Raw genomic sequence first — 21889 nt, forward strand, 5'->3', positions numbered from 1 at the left:
TGCGATCGCATATTTGATAAGTAAAACCAAATTTGTATTAAATAAATTAATTTTTTAATTATAAAAATTCATTGAATGATAAGTTAAAAAGAAGTTTTAGTTAATAAAACTCTTTTTTGACTTATTAATTAACAAGTTTTAGTGGCTACAACTCCTTCTGGAGTTACTAACGAAAAAGTTTTAGTGGCTACAACTCCTTCTGAAGTTACTAACCAAGAAGTTTTAGTAACTACAACTCCTTCTGGAGTTACTAACCAAGAAGTTTTAGTAACTACAACTCCTTCTGGAGTTACTAACGAAGAAGTTTTAGTAACTACAACTTCTTTGAATAAACGAATTCAGGAGTCAGAATCAAGACGCGGCGCTCTCTACGAGACGCTGCGCGAACGAATACTCGCTAACGCTATCCACCAGTTGTACAGAATACCTAACTGTTAGCGCTAGCGGGGCGTTTAGCCCATTCTGACTCCTGATTCCTGAATTCTGTTCGATAGATATTTATCAAGTTGTTGCTAAAGCTGGTTCTGCCACAAAATATTTTAGATTTTCTTGCTGAGTGGCGAATTTCAAATATTGAGATGCCATTTCTGGTGTTAGCAATTCAATCATTAATCTGTTTTCTACCCAAAACTCAATCACATCAAAGAAAGAATCGCGGTTACAGCGCACTACACGCCAATCTTCACGGACACCGATTTGTTCAATTTCTTTTTGGCTGATGGGTACAGAAATAGCTGCATGAATATCTGTATACATAGAAGTAATTGCAGTACGGACAAATACGCATTCTTCATCATTTTCACCAGGTTCAATTTGAGAGCCTAAAGGATAGAGTTCAATAGCTGTACCGTATTCATCAAAAGGTATAACCATATAGCTTCCTGGGTTAGGAGGAAATGGAACAGCTTGTGCTTTTAAAATTTCCGCCAGAACTTGAGCAACGTGGCTGGGGTTTCTAACAGCAATTGAAATATGGTGAATCATGGGATAACCTCAGTTCGATATTTTATAGATTACAAAGCAATCGGGGAGAACTAGGGGAGGCAAGGAAGAGGGGAAAAGGGTAAAGGGGAAGAGGGAAAAGGTTTAAATACTACCCTTTCCCTTTAACCTTTCCCCTTTTCCCCCTCTTGCAAAAAGCACTTTTGCAAGAGGTTTAATGCTTATTGAGGTCGGCCGTAATGAGCTTTGCCCTTGCCATCAGTGGTCTCAAGTACCAGAACTTGCTGTCCGTACTCGTTCGTCTCAATCGACCACTCGTAAGTCTCAGCCTTTGCCGAATTGCGGCTGGAGTAGGTGCGCCCGCTATTGCAGATTTGCCCTTTGGATGTGCTGTCGCTAGGTTGGAAAGTCAGACGTTGACCTTCAATCTTAACTTTGCCTTTTTCTTCTATGAAGAGATTAGATGCACAGTTATAAGTGGTGATTTGAAGCAGCCGATTTCGCTGGTAGTTTCCGTTAGATGCGAGTTGAAATTGATCGCTTGAACCATTTGGGGCTGCTGGGCGACCTGTGTAGCTGTCTTGATATTGGATAGACGAGATTCGACCGTACCGCCACTCGCCCTGGAGTTCGCCTGGTACTCCAGCATCATTTTTACCTGCTTGACTCGCGCTTGGGTAAAAAACAAGGCTAGCGATGATTCCCAAACTCAACGCACTAGTAGTTAAAAGGTGAGCAGCTTTTGGTTTTGTTATTGAGTACATATTGCTTTCTAGAAATAGATTTATTTATCAACAAATGGAAATTCTGCGTGTTTATGTATAGCTTTTCCCCGTAAGGGCGTACAGCTAGCTGTACGCCCTACATCTAAACAGAAAGATTCACGCCAGAAATTGCAATCCATATTTGTTCAAAAGAGGCTGTATTTTGTCCATGTTTGGCGATGGACTATCTGCGACTTGACCCATTTCTTCATAAAAGTTTTTCGCGCCTTGAGGTGAGATTAAAACCAAAAATTTAGCAGTAGCAGAACGAATCTTGAAGGCGTGTGGTGCATTGTGAGGAATATTAACAAAAGAGCCGGTTGATGCCAAAATAGTTTCTGTACCAACTTGGATGTCTAGTTCTCCTTCGAGAATATAAAATGCCTCTTCCCAAGGGTGAGTGTGTAGTGGTGGCCCATTTTCTTCTGTGTCTGTAATTTCATAAATTTTCCAAGCTTGATTTGTCTCTTCACCAGTTGCTTTGGTGGTAAATTGTCCACCCATAATTGAGAATTGATTACCTTCTCCTGGTGCAAGAATAATTGGTTTACGCATGGTTGAACTTTGCATAGAAGTTACTCCGTACTGTGTAATTTGGTAGGTGTGAGCTATAAATTTGATTCGATGTTTTTAAGATTAGAAATTAATCGGGGAGAACTAGGGTAGATAAATAAATAATTGGGATTTTTTTTGTAAAGGATTATTAAGACCTAGGACTAAGGTTACAATTTCTAGAAATCATTAGTAGCCTATTCTGGCTAAAGTCGATATTGCCATGCCTAAAGAGTCGCTCAACTTTCCCAAAGCAGACATACTGGTGATTGATGACACGCCAGAAAACCTGAACCTCTTATCTGCCATGTTGACGGAACAGGGATATAAAGTTCGGAGTGTAACTAAGGGTTCTACGGGTTTACGAGGGGCAAATGCAGTTCCCCCCGACCTGATTTTGTTGGATGTGAATATGCCGGAGATGAATGGGTATGAAGTCTGCGAACATTTGAAGGCAAGCGATCGCACTCGCGAAATTCCGGTAATTTTTATCAGCGCTTTGGGTGATGTGCTAGATAAGGTGAAAGCGTTTGCAGTTGGGGGAGTGGACTATATCACTAAGCCTTTTCAACTAGAAGAGGTTTTAGCACGAATTGAAAATCACTTAACGATTTGGAAACTGCAACAACAACTCCAAGCCCAAAATGAGCGGTTGCAGCAGGAAATTCACGTTAGCGAAGCTTCCCAAAGGGCTCGCGCCAAAGCAGAAGAGAAGTTTGCTAAAGTTTTTCGCTCTAGTCCCAATCCGATCGCGATCGCTACAGTCTCGAATGCTCGTTTTATTGATGTCAATCCCAGTTTTTTGAAGATGAGCGGCTACTCTCTAGACGAAGTGATTGGAAATACTGCTACTGAACTTAATTTGGGTAAAAACACAGTCGCGATCGCTCAAACAATTCAACTTCTGCCAGAAACTGGGTCATTGTACAATCTAGAATTTGAATTTTCAACTAAGTGTGCAGAACTCAAAACCATACTAATATCTCTCGAATTGATTGACTTAGCTGGAGTACCGTGTGCTTTATTAATTGCCAATGACATCACCGAACGCAAACGTCTAGAAAACGAATTTATCTCTTTAGTCAGTCATGAATTGCGTACACCTTTAACTTCCACAATGGGAGCATTAGATTTATTGGGTTCAGAACAACTGGGAACTCTGAATGAACAAGGCCAAAAAGTTCTGAGCATTGCCACCACTAATACTGAACGCCTAATTCGTTTAGTGAACGATATTCTCGATTTAGAGCGGATGAAATCGGGCAAAATCTTCACGCGGAAGATGAAGTACAACGCCGCAGACTTGCTAACTAATGCCACAGAAGCAATGCAAGCAATGGCAGATCAATTCCAAGTCAAATTGATTATAAATCCTGTAGAAGTTGAACTTTGGGCAGATCCTGATCGCCTGCTGCAAACCCTGACTAATTTACTGAGCAACGCTATTAAGTTTTCTGAACCAGGAGACACGGTGTATATAAGTGCCACTCTCTCAGAATCTCAAGGCGTTGAGCCTAAAGAAAATGAGCCTTTATTACCCAAATACCTTTTGATTACTATCAAAGATCAAGGGCGAGGAATTCCTGAAGATAAATTACAAATAATTTTCGAGCGCTTTCAGCAAGTGGATGCATCCGACTCCCGCAACAAAGGAGGAACAGGTTTAGGACTGGCTATTTGCCGAGATATCATCCAGCAACATGATGGCAAAATCTGGGTTCAAAGCACTTTAGGTGAAGGTAGCACTTTTTATGTACTGCTACCTTTACCAGTGCAATAAACTGCTTCTAACAGCTTAATTCTTCCCTACTTTTCCCCGATCTGGCTTTAGAATAGCTCAAGAGCGATCAAGCAAATCAGCACATATATTTTGTAAGAGTGCCATTATGAACATAAATATCTTGATTGTTGATGATGAAGAAGATGTGCGGGCGATCGCCAAGTTGGGATTAGAAATGGCTGCTGGCTGGAATGTATTGACAGCAAGTTCTGGGCAGGAAGCTTTGAAGGTAGCTGCTACCCACAAACCAGATGTCATCCTACTAGATATGATGATGCCTGATATGGATGGGCGTGCAACTCTGCAACAACTGAAAGCTAACCCCGCCACTAAGAAAATTCCAGTAATTTTATTAACAGCTAAACTCCAGCAATCAGATCGAGAGAGTTTTACTGATATGGATGTCGCTGCTATTTTTGCCAAGCCTTTCCGTCCATTGAAACTAGCAGAGCAAATCAATGAAGTACTGGTTGCCCTTTAGTTTTAGATAGGACTTACGCAAAAACCCTCTCAAACCCTCATTCCTCAGTGACCTCTGCGTCCTCTGTGGTAGCCTGCGGCAAGCCACTTCTCTACGAGACGCTACGCGAACGTGTCTACGTTTTCCGTTACCTGTACGTAAGTCCTATTAGATTCATAATCCTTTCAACTCGTCGTTAGAGAGGCTCTAGCTCTGGTTACACAGTTAGGGCTAAGATCCAGTTCCCATGTCCTCAATTATTTTCCACCCAAAAATTGGCGTTGCTGAATTCAGGTATGAAAATAATTTTGCGTAATTTCAAAACCCTTTTAGAGACGTTGCACTGCAACGTCTCTACACCAAGATTCATATATCTAATCACCAACGCCAAAAAATTTTTCTGCTATTGCAACTATCTCCCCTACTTCTCCCCGATTCTTCTCTAAATTCAAATCAGAAGAGCAGAGAACACCGCACAAAACAAGTGTAGAATCTCTGCGGTTTAGATAAGTCAACAAAAACGGAGGATAGACGGATGTTACACCAAATTAAAGAATTACTACAAAACGCCCAATTACAACAGCAAGTAAAAGCAGCAACTAATCAAGCAGAAGCTATTAAAGTGTTAGCGATCGCTAGTGCAGAGAAAGGTTACAACTTCACAGTCGAAGCTATCTCTCAAATGCTATCAGAGTTGACCTTTGTAGATTCCAACGAACTGAGTGAAGAAGAATTACTCAGTGTTAGTGGTGGGATGATGGCTGATAGTGCGCCTAAGCTATGTCATACAGAAGGTTGTGGTGGCGGACACTGCTAAAAAAAGTATGTAGCTTCTCTTTCTCTCTGACATTGTAGCCTCCAAGGTCAGGTTGTTTTTCTAAAACAGCTTTTTATATCCAACTTTCCCACTATTTTAATTTGGATAATTTCCATACTTGGTAATGAGGCTCAACGCAGAAAGAGATGCTGCATAACAGTTCCCTTTTTACTTTTTTAATCAAGAGAAAGAGGGAATTAAATTAACAATTAATATCACCAACTCTGAGAAAATACAATTATGTTGTCACAAATTCAAAGCTTACTCCAAAATAACCAACTACGCGACAATATACAAGCAGCAGTTACCCAAACAGAAGCCATCAAACTGTTGCTAATTGCCAGTGCAGAAAAAGGTTATACCTTCACAGCCGAAAGCGTAGCTCAAATGCTGGCAGAACTGACCTTTGTGGACTCAAACGAACTGAGCGAAGAAGAATTACTCAGTGTTAGTGGCGGTGCAATGGCTGATAGTGCGCCCAAACTATGTCACACAGCCGGCTGTGGTGGCGGACACTGCTATCTCTCGTAATTCGTATTTTTTGGTGAAATATAGGACTCAGACTTTATTTTTGAAAACATACTGAAACTGAAAAGACAGTTTTATCTTAAATTTGTTCAAAAATCATAATATATGAGTCCTATAATCCACCAAATAGTCAAGTTTTTTGTCTTTATCTGTTGGAGACTTGTACCCCAACTAATTCAATTAATAATTACAAGTTATTTTAATTATGCCTAAGTAGGTAGAGATAATTAAATATAAAATAAACTCCTAGTTTGTAGTGAGCGATTTATCGCTCAGAGCAAGGATTATTAGGACTAAAGTCATGACTACAAACTTTAAATTTATTTATGCTTAGATACTTACCTAATTAGTACTTAATTTAAAACTTATTTCAGACGAACGCTATTGGTATTAATACCAACTATTAAAACGTAGACCAGAATTGATACTTACCTTTTAACTCCATCATGAGAAATCCAGCTATGGTTCAACAACTTGTTCGCTTATCCCAACAGAAAACATCAGACGATTTAAGAGCGATCGCAGCCAATGCTAGCTTTATTTGGGAACGCCTTGATGAAAGCAGATTTGCAATTGATGTTGATCGAGTCAACGAACAAGAAATTAACCGTCGTAGACATCGCTGGTGCGAAGTTGCAGCAGAAGGTAAATGGGATACATTGCACAAACGCTTACAGTGGGAAGGGCTAGACCTCGATACTGTTAGTTCGAGATTGGGAACCATCGAGTTGCTTGCCGATCAACCTTTGCCTGAGTGGGCAGAAACCTTGCAGCAAATCATCCAAACTGCTACAGGATTTAATTCTGCAACCGAAGTATTTCTACCAATCGATTCACAAAATCCGATTACCTTTGAAGATATCCTTTTGCCTGCTATCTTAGTAGCCAGACAGCAATTACTGACTCGCTGCGACAGTCAATTCACCCAAGATTGTCTTCCCTTATCGATTCTTTCCCGCGACGCTTACAGTTCTCTAGAACGTGGTCTACTGAAACGATTAGCAGGAATTTGCACAAAGACATTAGATTTTGAATTTTCTCAGGTGCGTCCCTTTGGTCAAAGCTTGCTCGGCTTACTAGGACTGGAGACAGGAAATAATAACACTCATTACACCAAGTTCGTCAATCAACTCCTAGAAGATGGAATGCTGACCTTCTTTCAGAAGTATCCAGTTCTCGGTCGGTTAGTGGCAACAGCAGTCAATTTTTGGGTTGAGTTCACTGCTGAATTTATCGAACGTTTGGTTGCAGATAAGACAGATATTCAACGAACTTTTAATCAAGCGATCGCTCCATTTTCTCAAAACAAAGTTGCCGAAATTCAAACCTCCATTTCCGATGCACACAAACGCGGACGAACGGTGATTTTGCTCACCTTTGAGTCTGGACTTAAACTTGTTTATAAACCCAAAGATTTAGGATTAGAGGTTGTCTTTAACCAATTTTTGGATTGGTGCAATCAACACAACGATCTTTTAGATTTTAAAGTCATTCAAGTGCTGGAGCGCAACGGTTACGGTTGGGTGGAATATGTTGAACAGTTGCCTTGTGTGGATGAAGCAGCTGCGAAACGATTCTATCAGCGTTCTGGGATGTTGTTGTGTGTGCTTTACGCTTTGCGGGGAACAGATTGCCATTACGAAAACTTAATTGCCAATGGCGAACATCTGGTGCTGATTGACATGGAAACGCTGCTGCACCACGAACCGAATCTCATTGAAGACTCACCGCTTACCCAAGATTTAGAAACAACCGCCACACGACAATTTTGGGATTCCGTACTCCGCACCGGACTTTTACCGCGTTGGGACTTTAGTGGCGATCGCAGTGTCGCTTATGATATTAGCGGGCTAGGCAGCACAGATCCCCGATTATCTCCCCGTAAAGTGCCACGTTGGCAGAACATTAATACAGATAATATGCACCTGTTGTCTGAGCCTGTAACCTTGCGGATGGGGAAAAATGTGCCGTTCTTGGGTGAAACTGCTCTGTCTCCAAACGATTATCAACTGCAAATCACCACTGGGTTTGAGCAGATGTATCGCTTTTTGATGGCGCACAAAGATTTCTTAATTTCAAGCCAAAGTTTGCTATCTGCTATGCAAAATCAGCAGGTGCGCTTTATCTTCCGCAACACCCGCATTTATGGCATCATCCTTCAAAAAGCTTTAGCACCCGATTACCTCAAACACGGGGTAGATTACAGTATTCAACTCGATGTTCTCAGCCGTGCTTTTCTAGTTGCTCAAAATAGACCGAACGCCTTTCCCGTTTTGAGCGCGGAACTCCGAGCAATGGAACAATTGGATATCCCCTTCTTCACGGCTAGCGCGGTGGTTGATGAACTGAGTTTAAACGGTTCTGCTTCCATTCCCAACTACTTCAAACAATCCAGTTATCAAGATTTGCTCAACCAGTTACAATCTCTAGATGAAACCGACTTAGCTCGACAAGTAGCGATTATTCAAGGCTCCTTCGATGCTAAAATTGCAACCACTTTCAGCCGCCAAGGTGGGCAATGGCAAGGCGAATCGTTACCGTTGCTAAATTCAGAACTATTGGTTGCCGAAGCCAAGGAAATTGCTACTCAACTAGAAACCAGAGCCATTTCTGACCCTGATGGCAGTGTTAACTGGATTGGCTTAGACTTTGTGCCTCGCGCCGAACGATATCAACTGCAAGTATTGAATAATTGTCTTAGTGACGGACGCTCTGGAGTTGCTTTGTTTTTAGCTGCACTAAGTCAAGTAACTGGTGATTCCCGTTACCGTGATTTAGCATTGAGGACAATGCAATCTCTGCGTCGCCAAATCCACACCATCGATCGCGAAACTTGGGAACGCATGGCTCGTTTCATGGGCGTTGGGGGTGCAACAGGTTTAGGATCGATGATCTATAGCCTGGTGAAAATTAGCCAATTCCTCAACGATGCAACACTGTTGTCAGACGCTCAAATATTAGCCGATTTGATGACACCAGAACTGATTGCTGCCGATGAACACTTGGATATTATGAGCGGGGCAGCAGGGGCAATTTTAGGGTTATTATCCCTGCATCAAGCCACAGGAGAAGCAACCGTATTAGAAAAAGCGATCGCCTGTGGACAACATTTAATCAACCGTCAAGTTAGCCACAACGGTGCGCCCAAAGCTTGGCATACTTATTGGGATAAGCCCTTAACTGGCTTCTCTCATGGAGCCGCAGGTATCTCTTATGCCTTGCTCAGACTTTATGCCGTCACCTTGGAGGGCAAATACTTAGAAGCAGGTTTAGCAGGAATTGAGTATGAACGTAGCGTCTTTTGCCCGTCCACTGCCAACTGGCCAGACTTCCGCAGAATGGGACAACTAGGACAACCTGACTTTGCAAATAAGTGGTGTCATGGTGCAGCCGGCATTGGTTTGGGACGCTTAGGCAGCTTGAGAATCGTGGAAACGCCGGAAATTCAACAAGAAATTGAAATTGCTCTCCAAACTACTCAGAGTTTTGGCTTACAAGCGATCGATCACTTGTGCTGTGGCAACTTCGGTCGAGCGGAAGTGCTGTTAGTCGGTGCAAAAATCTGTTCCCGTCCTGATTGGCATCAAATTGCTCACCAGAATGTAACAAATGTTGTGGCTAGAGCCAAGCGAACTGGAGCTTATCAACTGTTCCCCAACTTACCCAATTCTGTATTTAATCCTGGCTTTTTACCTGGTATCTCTGGAATTGGTTATCAATTGCTGCGTCTGGCTAACAATGGCTTACCTTCAATATTGTTATGGGATTGAGCTTGTTGTTCGTACCCAAAAACAGTTTTTGACCAAGTTAAAAATAATTTATTTTTTAACTTTTCTAATAAGTTTTTCTCATAAAAGGTTAAAAGCAGATGGTTAGTGCCATCTGCTTTTAAACTACCTAATTATGTTACCAAGCTCATTTACCCCCCGCTATATCTACGCCAACTTAAATGTACTTAGCTCTAACAACTCCAGGATTTTATTAGTACCTTGGTTAACCTTTAAAATTTCCTCATGTCCTGGATATGTAGCCGCATCGCTAAGTTGAAAACCGTAATCTCCTATTTCGGTTTTTAGCGACTTGTCTTTCTGCCAATGCTTGTGATATGCCAAGCTTCCGTATGGAACTATTCCATCTCCTGAATGTGTTGATCCATCTATCAGTTGTGTTGTAGTACCCTCTATTTCAAATCTTATTCCTTCTTTTACAAGAAAGTTTCCGCCTGTGTCGTTCAGGTCTGCTGCTACTCTCAGTGATTTTGTTTGTTCTCCGTCTATCTCTTCTACAGAAGAAATATAGTATGCACCGACATGTGTAGGTGTGCCATATGCATAGATAACATCTAATTTCTGAACAGGTGGGCACTCTACCAGCTTACCCCCGTCGCCGTCCACAATACTACGTATCAAATTATCGTTTTGATAATGCTCCTGCTGATATTTCAGTGTAGTTTGTTCGGCTCCTCCATCTGTTAATATGTCTCTGATTGTTTTTGGCTGAAAGTTATTGATTGTTGATGGAGCTTTGCTGTTCTCTTTGACAAACGCAAAATGTTCAGTGTTCAAAAATGCCTGTGGCGCTTTTGTTATGGGCAATAGCCAAGGAACACTCGAATAGCTTTGTATTACTGATTTAAGATCCTTTATTGCTGCCTTTCCTAATACTATTGGATCATCTGATCCTAGAAAACGAATTGCTAAAGGGCCGCCAAGCCACGGTGGACTAACTGCTATATATCGTTCTATATTTTCATGTATCCACTCTTCCCCTAACTCCTTTTTATTTTTAACCCACTGAAGAAAATACTGCGTAACTCGATTTCCCATACTATGAGCTATTATCACTACACGTTTTTGGTTATATTCACGTTGCTTTTGTATTTCCTTTTTGAGCTTATTAAAGTAGTCATACTTTTCGTTCAGACCTTTTGGTGATACTCGCCAATCATATGGAAAAGCTACCAAGTTACCTTGATTATTATTTTCATTCTTCACATATCCTTGTTCTACTAACTTCTCTATTAAAGCGGCAAAATATCGATTGTCTTTGCCAGTCTCAGGGTCAAAATCAGGCTCTATGTCTGGAGCTATCCTCTCAATTGCTTTAAATCCCTCTACAGGATGATTATCCTCGTCATTGAAGGCGGTTATACCATCAACCCCTAATGTCATTTGTGTTTTCCACCACGGAGCCGGAGTAATCGGGAGAGTCCTAGAAGAAATTGTAGCATCTGGTAAATTCCATCCAAGTGTTTTTAAAGTTACTTTTTCAGGGTTGCTGTTAATTTCTGCATCGTCATTTGGTATTGGTCGTGCTGGTCGTGAACTCATCAATAAATTCAGCCAAATTGGATATTCTTCTTCTACTTTCGAGATTGGTGGCGGTTCTATTGGAAATACTGTTTGTTTTGAGATGAGCCTAGATCCTGATATTCCATGTATTAAGATAACCGGATAAAGTTCTTGGTTAGGTGTTGCCATTTGTTATTACCTTGATTTTGGGAATTTCTATGTTTAAGACTTGAAATTAGAGCGTAACTTTCTGCACAGTTGCTCATTTCACCCCGAAACTTAGCATGGCTGAAAAAGTGACACAAGGACAGTTAAGACAGATAAGACACTTAAGTAAAAATCTGTCAAAAGATATACGTAAAAACTCTGTCCTAGAATTGGTATAGTTTTGTTATTAGCCTAAGTCGGATATTTTCTAATAAAAATGCCGGACACTTGTACCCGGCAAGATTGCAAATTCTGCCTCTTCAGGATGCCCTAAAAGAGCATTGAATTTACTTGGCAATATCAATTATTGACAATGCTCGCGATCGCAGACTAACTATTTGGCATTGGGACAAGATGGAGCTATTTATTAATTGATAACAGTTTGCTATAACTATGTTTTGGCGCGACTATCAACGAAGTCATGGGCATCCCAGCATTGTAGACTGTCCATAATGTTTTGTTGAAGCAGTAAAAGCGATCGCTTCCCTTATTTCTCCCCTAGTTCTCCCCGATCGCACTTTAATCTTAAAGGTCTAGAAGACTTGAGGCTCTGAGTGCCATCAGCAAGAAGGAGAACAATGCAACTCAAACACAGCCATATCTTTCGCCAAGAAGCCCTAGAGCGCTTATCTTCACCAGAACAACTGGATCAAGCGATAAATGTAGTCAAGCCTCAAGCTTGGTTGACTTTATCTACCATGAGTTTTGTGGTTGCTGTCGCTGGCCTTTGGAGTGTGTTCGGCAGAATTCCCCTGACTGTCACAGGTCAAGGTATCTTGATTAAACCGCACCATGTTGTAGAATTTCAAGCACCCAGTTCTGGCCCGTTACTAACTCTGAAGGTAAAGGCGGGAGATATTATTAAGCAAGGTGATGTGCTGGGTATTATCGACCAATCATCGCTAAAGCAGCAACTACAGCAAGAGCAAGTAAAGTTGCAACAATTGCAAACCCAAAATCAAGAGACTGACAGGTTACAAAAGCTGCTAATTGACCAACAAATCATTACTCTTGGACAGCAGAGAATGGATTTGGAAAATAATTTGCGTCGAGAGCAAGGTGCGCCAAAGTTACGCGATCAAACGCTGAGAGCGATCGCTCAAAAACGTCAAAGCATTAACTCTCGCAAACAACAAATTAATTACTTACTCAAAACTCTTAAAGGACGAGTTGATAATCGTCGTCATCTTTTTGAGCAGCATGTCATCAGCCAAGATATGTTGGTGCAAGCTGAACAGGAATATTTTAACACTCAAAGCGAACTGTCAGATATTGACGTGCAACTAAAGGATCTCGAAATCCAAGAAACCACCACACAACGAGAATATCTGGAAAATCTTAATAGAATTGACGAAATTAAAACGAAAATTAAAGACCTGAATACTCAAAATACTAAATTACGCGAGCAAGACCTGAAGCAATCAATTGACAAAACAAATAAAATTCGGGAAGTAAAGCGTCGCATTGCCCAATTAGAACTACAACTATCTCAAGAAAGTAGAATCATCAGCAAATACAATGGTCATATTCTGGAAGTGAGTGCTGTCCCCGGTCAAATGATGAATCCGGGTACTCGCTTAGGGTCAATCGAAGCTGAAGAAGCAAATTCAAAGCTTATGAGCCTTGTTTACTTTGCTAATAAAGATGGTAAGCAAATCAAGCCGGGGATGGCTGTACAGGTAACTCCTAGTTTTGCCAAACGTGAACGCGAAGGTGGTATTGTCGGAACGATCGCAGATATTTCTTCATTTCCGGTAAGTACACAAGATATTACTGCGATCGTTGGTAACAAAGAAATGGCTGCCAGTCTTGCGGGTAAAGGTGAAGCTCAGGTGCAAGCTTTTGTCCAACTCCAAGAAAATCCAACATCAGTCAGCGGCTACAAATGGTCATCTTCTGACGGCCCAGCTTTAAAAATATCTTCTGGTACAACTACCTCTGTTCAAGTAAAAGTTGGAGAAAAAGCACCGATTTCTTATATTATTCCTATGCTGCGATCTTGGACGGGAATTTATTAATTTGGGAATGGGGAATGGGGAATGGGGAATGGGGCATTGGGGTTAAAACTTTAATGTTCACCCTCAGAAGCTCAACGTCCACCTTCGGAAGCTCAACGTTCACCCTCAGAAGCTCAATGTTCATCCTCAGAAGCTCAACGTTCACCCTCAGAAGCTCAACGCTCACCCTCAGAAGCTCAACGTCCACCTTCGGAAGCTCAACGCTCACCCTCAGAAGCTCAACGTCCACCCTCAGAAGCTCAACGTCCACCCTCAGAAGCTCAATGTCCACCCTCAGAAGCTCAATGTTCACCTTCGGAAGCTCAACGTTCAAGTTTTAATTCTCCAATGCCCCATGTCCAATCCCCAATCCCCAATTCAAAAATTTAAACCAAATCGTGTCCGTACTTCTACCCTTTTGCAAATGGAAGCGGTCGAATGTGGTGCGGCTGCTTTGGGAATAATTCTTAGCTATTACGGCCGGATTGTGCCACTGGCTAAACTGCGTGAAGAATGTGGTGTTTCGCGGGATGGGAGTAAAGCTTTTAATATTCTCAAAGCTGCCAAAAACTATGGACTTAATGCTAAAGGTTTAAAACTGTCTCTAGAAAAGGTGACAGCTACCCGTCTTCCCTACATTGCTTTTTGGAATTTTAACCATTTCCTCGTGGTAGAAGGATATACCAAAAAACGCGTCTACCTGAACGATCCTGCCAGTGGTCGGAGAACAGTGAGTTGGGAAGAGTTTGATCGCGCATACACTGGTGTTGTGCTGATAATGGAACCAGGAGCGGACTTCTTAAAGGGCGGCAAAAAAAATCACATTATTTCGGCTTTAAATACCCGTTTACAAAACTCACGAGTTACTATCTTGTTTTGTCTGCTGGCTGGGTTGTTGTTAACATTGCCTCGGTTAGCTGTGCCAGCCTTTGCTCAAGTGTTTATCGATGAGATTTTAATCCAAGACCGGCAAGATTGGTTACGACCTTTATTGTTAGGGATGTTGTTAACTACTATATTACGGGCATTCCTTGCTAGACTGCGGCTGACTTATCTGCGGCGATTGATGGTTAAGTTGTCAGTCAGCACATCAGGACAGTTTCTCTGGCATATCCTGCGATTGCCTATTGGGTTTTATGACCAACGTTTTGCTGGGGAAATCAGTAGTCGAGTGCAACTGAATGACCGAGTGGCGGAAGCACTTTCAGGGCCTTTGGCAACCACATTAATTGACGCAGTAATGATGGTTTTTTACCTACTGATAATGATTCAGTATGACAAATTATTGAGTGCGATCGCAGTTGGTTTTGCTGCAATCAATATTTTCGCCCTCCTATTTTTATCGCAAACTCGTGTAGATACAAATATGCGCCTAGCTCAAGAATATGGCAAAGTAGGTGGAGTAACGATTAGCGGCATCCAAACGATAGAAACCATCAAAGCTTCTGGGCTGGAGTCAGATTTATTTGCTCGGTTTGCCGGTTATTACGCTAAAGCACTCAACGCCCAACAGGAATTAGGCTTAAAAACTCAAATTCTCACCACATTACCGACGATTTTGACAGCCCTGACTACAGCTTCTATTCTACTGGTTGGCGGCTTTCAGGTAATGAATGGCAATCTCAGTATTGGGATGCTCGTTGCCTACCAAAGTTTAACCCTAAGTTTCTTAGAGCCAGTCAATAGCCTCGTCAATTTTGGCAGCACGCTGCAAGATTTAGAAGCTGATTTAAATCGCCTTGATGATGTGCTGCAAAATCCCGTTGATTTGGAAGTGGAGGCAGGGGGAGAAATTACTTCTTCATCTCTGTGGCAATTACAGGGACATATTGAGTTACGAAATATCACTTTTGGCTACAGTCGGGTGGAACCTGCCTTGATTGAGAATTTTAGCTTAACTGTTCAACCTGGACAACGCATAGCGCTTGTGGGGGGAAGTGGTTCAGGGAAATCTACGATTGCTAAATTAATTTGCGGTCTTTATCAGCCTTGGGCAGGGGAAATCTGTTTTGATGGTGTAGAGCGATCGCAAATTAAGCGTTCTGTATTGGCTAACTCATTGGCAATGGTTGAGCAGGATATCTTTTTATTTGCGGGGACTGTGCGAGATAATATCACTCTTTGGGATTCAACTGTGCCAGAAGCTGATTTGGTGCAAGCTTGTCAGGATGCAGCCATTCATGATGCGATCGCTTCTATGCCTGCAAAATATGACTTTGAATTGATTGAAGGCGGTATGAATATCAGTGGTGGGCAACGCCAACGTCTAGAAATCGCCCGCGCTTTGGTAAGAAATCCCACAATATTAGTACTGGATGAAGCAACCAGCGCCCTCGATGTGGAAACCGAATTGATTATTAATCATAACTTGCGACAGCGTGGTTGCTCCTGTATTGTCGTAGCCCACCGCCTCAGTACAATTCGTGATTGCCATAAAATTGTTGTTCTAGACCAAGGTAAAATTGTCCAAAGTGGTACCCATGAGGAATTATGGCAGCAAGGCGGAACTTATGTTTGCCTACTCCACGCAGCAGAGGCATAGTAATGAGTAGCCCGCAGGTGAATCCTTCTTCTGAACTGTACTCCTTTCAGGCAAACGAACCAGTATTGTTAAATGACTCAGAAATATTCTGGATAGTGCAGTCTGGAACATTAGCTGTGTTTGCGACTGGAGTTGTTGAAGCAGGCAGGAGGCAGGAGGCAGGAGGCAGGAGGCAGGAGGAAGACTGGCCTGTGCGTCCAGCTTTCCTTGATAACAGTTTACTAAGGGAGCAGCGCCGCTATCTGCTTCATGTCAACGCTGGAGAAGCTTTGTTTAGTGCAGCTTTGTTACCGGAAGAGAGCAAGTGGAGTTTTGTAGCGATCGCAATTGAACCTACCCAATTATGCCAGATGTCAATGGTTGATTTGGTTCAGGGAATTGTAGAGGCTGACTCTCAAGCCATAAAGCTTTTAGAAGGTTGGGTAAATCATTTAAGTCAGTCTCTTAGTGCCCAGCAAACGGTTTTGACAACGCCATTAAACATTGTGCAGACATCGGGACAGGATTTTTCATTATCCACTGGTGAGGCACTACATCTGTGGCAACAAACACTTGTGTGGGTCAAGTTACAGCAAGGTAATGTTAGCTGGATGGGAGTTGAGGAGCTAACGTTGAATCCCACCTCGCCAGCTTTTCCCCTCACGAGTGCGATGTGGCTGGAGGCAGAAAATGCAGTTATTGGACAAGTATTAACAACCGCAGATTTATCAAATTATGAAGAAATACGTAGCGGTTTAGTATGTTTACATACTTATTTTTTTCACTACTTGAGTCTGCTAGCAAACAAACAAGCAGAAGCAGAATTTCGGCAGTTTCAGCAAAGAGAGCAACTTAATCAGCAAGTAATTGAGGGCGCACTCTCTGATTTAGCAACAGTATTGCAACCACAGCAAGAAGCTGTATCTCAAGAGGGTCCGCCTCTATTGGTAGCAATGGGAGCAATTGGGCGGACATTAGGAATTGAGATTCGTCCAGCAGCAGATAATTTTAATTCAATTAAAGACCCTGTGGCAGCGATCGCCCAATCATCGCACATTCGTATCCGGCGTGTGACTTTGGCAAGCGGTTGGTGGCGGCAAGATCAAGGGCCGATGCTAGCTTATACTCAATTAGAAAAGCGCCCAGTAGCTTTGTTACCCACAGATAAGCGGGATTATGTGATCTTTGATCCAGTTGCGCGAACTCGCATCCCCGTAAATGAGGCAGTAGCAAAAACACTGACAACATCTGCCTACGTTCTGTATCGACCGTTGCCCCAAGTTGCACTCAAAGCCATCGATTTACTTCGGTTTGGGGTGAAAGGTTATGAAAAAGACATCGCAAGTATTTTAGTAGTGGGGCTACTGGGGACGATATTGGGAATGGTTGCACCACAAGCAACAGCAATTTTAATCAATAATGCCATTCCAGATAGCGATCGCGCTTTACTATGGCAAATAGGATTAGTAATGTTTGCAGTTGCCTTTGGGCAGCTAGCTTTTCAAATTGCCCAAAGTATTATTACCCTCCGAGTTGAAAGCGCCACTGATAGCGTATTGCAGCCAGCTATTTGGGATCGTCTGCTGAGATTAAGTCCGAGGTTTTTTCGTCAGTATACTGCCGGAGACTTAGTTAACCGCGTTATGGCGGTGAGGGAAATTCATCAAAAACTGAGCGGTGCTACCCAAAAAACGTTGTTGAGTGGGGTTTTTGCCTTACTCAATTTAGTGTTGATGTTTATTTATAGCTGGCAATTAGCGCTGGTGGGAGTGGGTTTAGCAATTTTTGCTGCTGTGGTTACGACAGTTGCAAGTTTCCGCTTGGTGAAGAAATCGCGCAAACAGCAAGAACTCAATGGCGCGATTCAGGGACTCACTGTCCAACTAATCAATGGTGTTGCCAAATTACGGGTAGCAATGGCAGAAGAACGGGCATTTGCTGCTTGGGCAAAAAAGTATAGCCAGCAAATCCGGCTAAAGGCGAATTGGCAACAGATTAAAGATGGTATGTCTGTGTTCAATGAAGCACTACCCTTAGTCAGTTCTATATTGCTTTTTGGATTGGCGATGCTGTTGATGCAGCCACGCCTCACACTTGGTATATTTGTTGCTTTTAACTATGCCTTGACAATTTTCATCAAAGGGATAATTGACCTCAGCAATACTGTATCTGAGATTTGGGGTATTGTACCAATATGGGAACGGGCAAAACCAATTTGGCGATCGCAGCCTGAAGATGGCTCAACCAAAGTTAACCCTGGTCAATTAAGTGGTCGTATTGCCTTAGAAAATGTGAGTTTTCGCTACTCGGAACATGGCAACTTAATTCTCAATAATGTCAGTTTCCATGCTGAACCAGGAGAGTTTGTGGCGATTATTGGCCCTTCTGGAAGTGGTAAATCAACGATATTCCGGTTGTTACTGGGATTTGAGACTCCATTAACAGGCAGTGTCTACTATGATGGCCAAGACTTAGCAGATTTGGAACTTCAGGCTGTACGCAGACAGTTGGGAGTAGTATTGCAAAATGGCAAATTTGGGACTGGCTCAATTTTTGATAATATCACCGCCGGAGCCTTGGTTTCTCTAGAAGAAGCTTGGGAAGCTGCACAGATGGCAGGCTTTGCTGATGATATCAAGCAAATGCCGATGGGAATGCATACTATAATCGCTGAGGGTGGTACTAATCTTTCTGGGGGACAACGGCAAAGATTATTGATTGCGCGATCGCTAGTTGCAAAGCCCAAAATTATTTTAATGGATGAGGCAACCAGCGCTCTGGATAATCGCACCCAGGCAATTGTGACTGAAAGTTTAGCCAAATTAAATGCTACCAGAGTGGTGATTGCCCATCGCCTCAGTACAATTCGTCATGCAGACCGCATTTATGTTCTTGATGCAGGTAATGTAGTGCAGATGGGTAATTTCTCAAAATTGATTGCAGAAGAAGGGTTATTTGCCCGACTTGTAGTCCGGCAGTCATAACACCTTTTATTCTTATAACCATTTTCAATCCGATGAGGTACAAGTATGCAAATAGTCCGAACCCCCTTCCCGAAGGGGGAAAATTCAGAAGTAAGTGGGCGTAAATTGTCGTTGGGATAAGGCAATAGGCAACAGGCAATAGGCAATCAATACTTGTCGAGTTTTGGGGAAAAGGCAAAGAGAAAAGGGGTAAAGAAAAACCTTTACCCCAATAGTTCAGTTAAGCATTTCTTCCTTCTCTCTGTGTTCTCTGCGCCTCTGTGGTTCGTTAAAAAAAAGGTTAACTTTGCTTTTTTCTGATCGCTCAAATAGGTTATTCAGGAATAGCGGTCGCATTTTTATTAATTCACTCCGAATTAAAAACTAGATTGATTAATATAAAACTCATATCTGATTGTTGAAAAAATTCCGTATAGCTCAAAGAGGCTTCTTGACTATTGCCTATTGCCTATCTAATGCCGAATTGGAATTTTAATCACAAACTCTGTTCCTTGACCTGGTTTTGAGTAACACTCCAATTTACCACCATGTTTTTCGGTAATAATTTGATAACTAATAGACATTCCCATACCTGTTCCCTTACCCACAGGCTTGGTGGTAAAAAATGGATTAAAAACCTGCTTTTCAACTCCTTCTGGCATCCCTAAACCATTGTCGGCAATTGTAATTTTGACCCAATGAGAATCAATTAATGTGCTATGAATGGTAATTGTCGGTAGAGAAACTTCATTATCTGTTTTTTGTTCTAAAGCATCAATAGCATTTGCAAAAATATTCATAAATACCTGATTCAGTTGTCCAGCGTAGCATTCTACTAAAGGTAAGCTACCGTAGTTTTTGATGACATTAATTTCGGGAAATTCTGGTTTTTCCTTGAGGCGATGTTGCAAAATCATTAAGGTACTGTCTATGCCTTCGTGAATATCTACAGCTTTAAACTCGGCTTCATCCATGCGCGAGAAAGTACGCAGTGACAGGACAATCTGACGGATGCGTTGAGTTCCCACTTTCATTGAATTCAAGATTTTTGGTAAATCTTGCTGAATGTATTCCAGATCAATTTCTTGGCATAAAGTCAGCAGTGGGTTGAGTCGCTCTGCTAATGCGTAGCTTGCTTCACCAGAGTAGCAATTACCGTTCTGAAATTCTGGCGGGTTAATGATTTGATATGAGTTAATTAACCGTAATAAATCTTGAGTATGTTCTTCAAGATGGCTGAGATTACCGTGGATAAAATTGACAGGGTTATTGATTTCATGGGCGACTCCGGCCACGAGTTGACCCAGACTAGACATTTTTTCTGCCTGAATCATTTGTGCTTGGGTACGTTGGAGTTCTTGAAGAGTTTGGGCTAAATCTTCTGCGTGTTGTCTAAGCCGGGCTTCGATTTGTTGGCGATCGCGGATATCACGGGCAATAGTTGAGAAGAATTCTATTTCGCCTTGTTCATTTTTGTGGGCAATCAGCACTTGGGAAACTGGAAACTCTTCACCATTGCGACAGCGAAATATAGATTCTCCAGACCAAATCCCTTCTCGAACTACGGTAGGTATTATTTCATTCTGGAATTTTTCTAATATTGATAGTCCTGTAACCTCGCTAATATGAAATTTGTTGGTTTCTGATGCTGGAATTTCTAAAATCTTCTGCCCTGCTTTGTTTAGATAGCAATTATTTCCATCTACATCAGCCATACCGACGATATCAGTTGTGGCTTCTAAAATAGTTAGCAGTCTTCTTTGCTCTTGTTCAGCAAGTTTACGTTCGCTAATATCTCGCACTACCGAAAGTGCATGGGGTTTGCCATTGTAGTTAAAGAGTTTGCCTGTAACTTCTATATCAAAATAAGTGCCATCTTTGCGAATATCTACAGCCTGAGTGTGAAATTCACCTCCCATCTTGATTGTGTTGATGAATTCCGCAAATTGCTGAAAAGAATCGGGATGGATGAAATCTGTAGGACTTAAGTGGAAAAATTCTGCTTGAGAATAGCCATGCATCTGACAAAAAGCGGGATTGGCAGCGACAATCTTACCTGTATCTAAATCAACAACACTGATGCCATCATTCACAGTCTCAAAAATGCTGCGATACTGATCTTCTTGTTGACTTAAGGTTGCCTCAGCTGCTTTGCGTAAGCGAAGCTCGTTGTAGACATTACTAATATCCCTAGCTACACAAACAACAGTGTCCTCGTTCATTGGCGCAATACTCGCTTCAAACCAAACTTCTTGCTCGCCAATGGGCAAGCTATATTCGATTTTGAAAGTTTTCTTGGTTTCTAGTGCTTGTTGAATGCAGTTGAGAAAAGAGTCTGCAAAAGCAGAAGGTAAAACCTCGTGCATGGTTTTACCTATTAGTTCCGCAGGTGGTTGGTATAGTAAAGGCGCACTGCTAGGAGCAATTTTGAGGTAACGTCCTTCGGCATCAAGCATGAGAATCACATCTGGTATGGCGTTAAATAATGCTAGTAATTCTGCTTGAGAAGCCTTGAAGGTTAGTTCTGCTTGGCAATTACTTTCTAATAGTTGTTTTGATTCTCTAAGTTTCTGTTCTAATTGGGCGATTTCTGCACTGAATTCTGTGGTGGATTTTGCCAGTTGTTGCTGTAACTGAGCATTTTGCTGACGAAGAAAAAGTATTTCTTGCTCGAATTCTGTGTTATGCATTACTTGTTTCTCCTGCTGACTGTTGAACTGGAATTAATATCTCAAATTCCGTACCTAGCCCTGGAGAAGAGTTGCATTGGATCGAACCACTATTTTTTTCCACTATAATTTTTCGAGCGATCGCTAAAAACTCTTGTAAATAACCGACATATCGCCTCCGATCCAAACCAAAATCATCTTTGAGGGAAAAGTCAGTTTCTCGATACTCTCGATAAACTAGGGTTCTCGAACCATTGGAGATTTCTTCAGTTACGTGGTATCCAGGAATACTAACCATCTACTAAATCTTGAAGGCTTTCATATTTAGTCTTCCCAAATGGCTAACGCCAGTTCTATCTCAGGTAGTAATGATTATTTGGGCAGGGTGCAGGGGGCGA

16 protein-coding genes are annotated in these 21889 nt (G+C 41.9%); 9 read left to right on the plus strand and 7 right to left on the minus strand.

What is annotated here, in order from left to right; genetic code table 11:
- Window positions 1-141 precede the first annotated feature (141 nt).
- The gene (locus tag ACFFRD_RS13795; RefSeq protein WP_392481983.1) at window positions 142-438 is read left to right on the plus strand and encodes a hypothetical protein; all 297 of its coding nucleotides are present in this window, start codon (window positions 142-144) and stop codon (window positions 436-438) included.
- 63 nt (window positions 439-501) lie between these two features.
- Here ACFFRD_RS13795 and ACFFRD_RS13800 read toward each other — a convergent pair whose 3' ends face one another.
- From ACFFRD_RS13800 to ACFFRD_RS13810, 3 genes are all read right to left on the minus strand, one after another.
- Entirely contained in the window at window positions 502-984 is a 483-nt protein-coding gene (locus tag ACFFRD_RS13800) for a hypothetical protein (protein WP_012411333.1), read from the minus strand.
- 179 nt (window positions 985-1163) lie between these two features.
- Window positions 1164-1706: a hypothetical protein gene (locus ACFFRD_RS13805; protein WP_163936000.1), complete on the minus strand. Its 543-nt coding sequence runs from the start codon at window positions 1704-1706 to the stop codon at window positions 1164-1166.
- Window positions 1707-1823: 117 nt separating this feature from the next.
- Entirely contained in the window at window positions 1824-2276 is a 453-nt protein-coding gene (locus tag ACFFRD_RS13810) for a cupin domain-containing protein (RefSeq protein ID WP_392481984.1), read from the minus strand.
- A gap of 205 nt (window positions 2277-2481) precedes the next feature.
- Between ACFFRD_RS13810 and ACFFRD_RS13815 the strand changes: the two genes are divergently transcribed.
- From ACFFRD_RS13815 to ACFFRD_RS13835, 5 genes are all read left to right on the plus strand, one after another.
- On the plus strand, window positions 2482-4038 hold the full coding sequence (locus ACFFRD_RS13815) for an ATP-binding protein (protein ID WP_392481985.1): 1557 nt from the start codon (window positions 2482-2484) through the stop codon (window positions 4036-4038).
- Between the two features lie 106 nt (window positions 4039-4144).
- Entirely contained in the window at window positions 4145-4519 is a 375-nt protein-coding gene (locus tag ACFFRD_RS13820) for a response regulator (RefSeq protein WP_392481986.1), read from the plus strand.
- Between the two features lie 514 nt (window positions 4520-5033).
- Window positions 5034-5315 carry a Nif11-like leader peptide family RiPP precursor gene (locus ACFFRD_RS13825; protein ID WP_392481987.1) on the plus strand — a complete coding sequence of 94 codons (282 nt, stop codon included), beginning with the start codon at window positions 5034-5036 and terminating at the stop codon, window positions 5313-5315.
- A 240-nt stretch (window positions 5316-5555) separates the two neighbouring features.
- Window positions 5556-5846 (plus strand): Nif11-like leader peptide family natural product precursor, encoded by a 291-nt coding sequence (locus ACFFRD_RS13830; RefSeq protein WP_392481988.1) that lies wholly within the window; start codon window positions 5556-5558, stop codon window positions 5844-5846.
- A gap of 458 nt (window positions 5847-6304) precedes the next feature.
- Window positions 6305-9613, plus strand: a complete 3309-nt coding sequence (locus ACFFRD_RS13835) for a type 2 lanthipeptide synthetase LanM family protein (protein WP_392481989.1) — start codon at window positions 6305-6307, stop codon at window positions 9611-9613.
- A gap of 165 nt (window positions 9614-9778) precedes the next feature.
- Here the strand turns inward: ACFFRD_RS13835 and ACFFRD_RS13840 are convergent, their stop codons facing one another.
- Complete coding sequence (locus ACFFRD_RS13840; protein ID WP_392481990.1) at window positions 9779-11323, minus strand: hypothetical protein; 1545 nt, start codon at window positions 11321-11323, stop codon at window positions 9779-9781.
- A 596-nt stretch (window positions 11324-11919) separates the two neighbouring features.
- On the opposite strand from ACFFRD_RS13840, the gene ACFFRD_RS13845 reads away from it, so the two are divergent.
- The gene (locus ACFFRD_RS13845) at window positions 11920-13359 is read left to right on the plus strand and encodes an NHLP bacteriocin system secretion protein (RefSeq protein WP_392481991.1); all 1440 of its coding nucleotides are present in this window, start codon (window positions 11920-11922) and stop codon (window positions 13357-13359) included.
- Here the strand turns inward: ACFFRD_RS13845 and ACFFRD_RS13850 are convergent.
- On the minus strand, window positions 13328-13672 hold the full coding sequence (locus tag ACFFRD_RS13850; protein WP_392481992.1) for a hypothetical protein: 345 nt from the start codon (window positions 13670-13672) through the stop codon (window positions 13328-13330). The genes ACFFRD_RS13845 and ACFFRD_RS13850 overlap by 32 nt on opposite strands.
- Window positions 13673-13693: 21 nt before the next feature.
- Here ACFFRD_RS13850 and ACFFRD_RS13855 point away from each other — a divergent pair, with 21 nt between their 5' ends.
- A complete protein-coding gene (locus tag ACFFRD_RS13855) occupies window positions 13694-15880 on the plus strand; it encodes an NHLP family bacteriocin export ABC transporter peptidase/permease/ATPase subunit (protein ID WP_392481993.1) in 2187 nt (728 codons plus the stop codon).
- Window positions 15881-15882: 2 nt separating this feature from the next.
- Window positions 15883-18843: an NHLP bacteriocin export ABC transporter permease/ATPase subunit gene (locus tag ACFFRD_RS13860; RefSeq protein ID WP_392481994.1), complete on the plus strand. Its 2961-nt coding sequence runs from the start codon at window positions 15883-15885 to the stop codon at window positions 18841-18843.
- Window positions 18844-19295: 452 nt separating this feature from the next.
- Here the strand turns inward: ACFFRD_RS13860 and ACFFRD_RS13865 are convergent, their stop codons facing one another.
- On the minus strand, window positions 19296-21512 hold the full coding sequence (locus ACFFRD_RS13865; RefSeq protein WP_392481995.1) for a PAS domain S-box protein: 2217 nt from the start codon (window positions 21510-21512) through the stop codon (window positions 19296-19298).
- A complete protein-coding gene (locus tag ACFFRD_RS13870) occupies window positions 21505-21789 on the minus strand; it encodes a hypothetical protein (protein ID WP_392481996.1) in 285 nt (94 codons plus the stop codon). The genes ACFFRD_RS13865 and ACFFRD_RS13870 overlap by 8 nt, the downstream gene beginning before the upstream one ends.
- Between the last annotated feature and the right edge of the window lie 100 nt (window positions 21790-21889).

This window comes from Nostoc sp. C110 (assembly GCF_043099725.1).
GTDB classification, from domain to species: domain Bacteria; phylum Cyanobacteriota; class Cyanobacteriia; order Cyanobacteriales; family Nostocaceae; genus Nostoc; species Nostoc muscorum_A.

Coding starts and splice junctions, on each gene's coding strand:
- ACFFRD_RS13800 (WP_012411333.1), bottom strand. CDS start 984: ATGATTCACCATATTTCAATTGCTGTTAGAAACCCCAGCCACGTTGCT.
- ACFFRD_RS13805 (WP_163936000.1), bottom strand. CDS start 1,706: ATGTACTCAATAACAAAACCAAAAGCTGCTCACCTTTTAACTACTAGT.
- ACFFRD_RS13810 (WP_392481984.1), bottom strand. CDS start 2,276: ATGCAAAGTTCAACCATGCGTAAACCAATTATTCTTGCACCAGGAGAA.
- ACFFRD_RS13815 (WP_392481985.1), top strand. CDS start 2,482: ATGCCTAAAGAGTCGCTCAACTTTCCCAAAGCAGACATACTGGTGATT.
- ACFFRD_RS13820 (WP_392481986.1), top strand. CDS start 4,145: ATGAACATAAATATCTTGATTGTTGATGATGAAGAAGATGTGCGGGCG.
- ACFFRD_RS13825 (WP_392481987.1), top strand. CDS start 5,034: ATGTTACACCAAATTAAAGAATTACTACAAAACGCCCAATTACAACAG.
- ACFFRD_RS13830 (WP_392481988.1), top strand. CDS start 5,556: ATGTTGTCACAAATTCAAAGCTTACTCCAAAATAACCAACTACGCGAC.
- ACFFRD_RS13835 (WP_392481989.1), top strand. CDS start 6,305: ATGGTTCAACAACTTGTTCGCTTATCCCAACAGAAAACATCAGACGAT.
- ACFFRD_RS13840 (WP_392481990.1), bottom strand. CDS start 11,323: ATGGCAACACCTAACCAAGAACTTTATCCGGTTATCTTAATACATGGA.
- ACFFRD_RS13845 (WP_392481991.1), top strand. CDS start 11,920: ATGCAACTCAAACACAGCCATATCTTTCGCCAAGAAGCCCTAGAGCGC.
- ACFFRD_RS13855 (WP_392481993.1), top strand. CDS start 13,694: ATGTCCAATCCCCAATCCCCAATTCAAAAATTTAAACCAAATCGTGTC.
- ACFFRD_RS13860 (WP_392481994.1), top strand. CDS start 15,883: ATGAGTAGCCCGCAGGTGAATCCTTCTTCTGAACTGTACTCCTTTCAG.
- ACFFRD_RS13865 (WP_392481995.1), bottom strand. CDS start 21,512: ATGCATAACACAGAATTCGAGCAAGAAATACTTTTTCTTCGTCAGCAA.
- ACFFRD_RS13870 (WP_392481996.1), bottom strand. CDS start 21,789: ATGGTTAGTATTCCTGGATACCACGTAACTGAAGAAATCTCCAATGGT.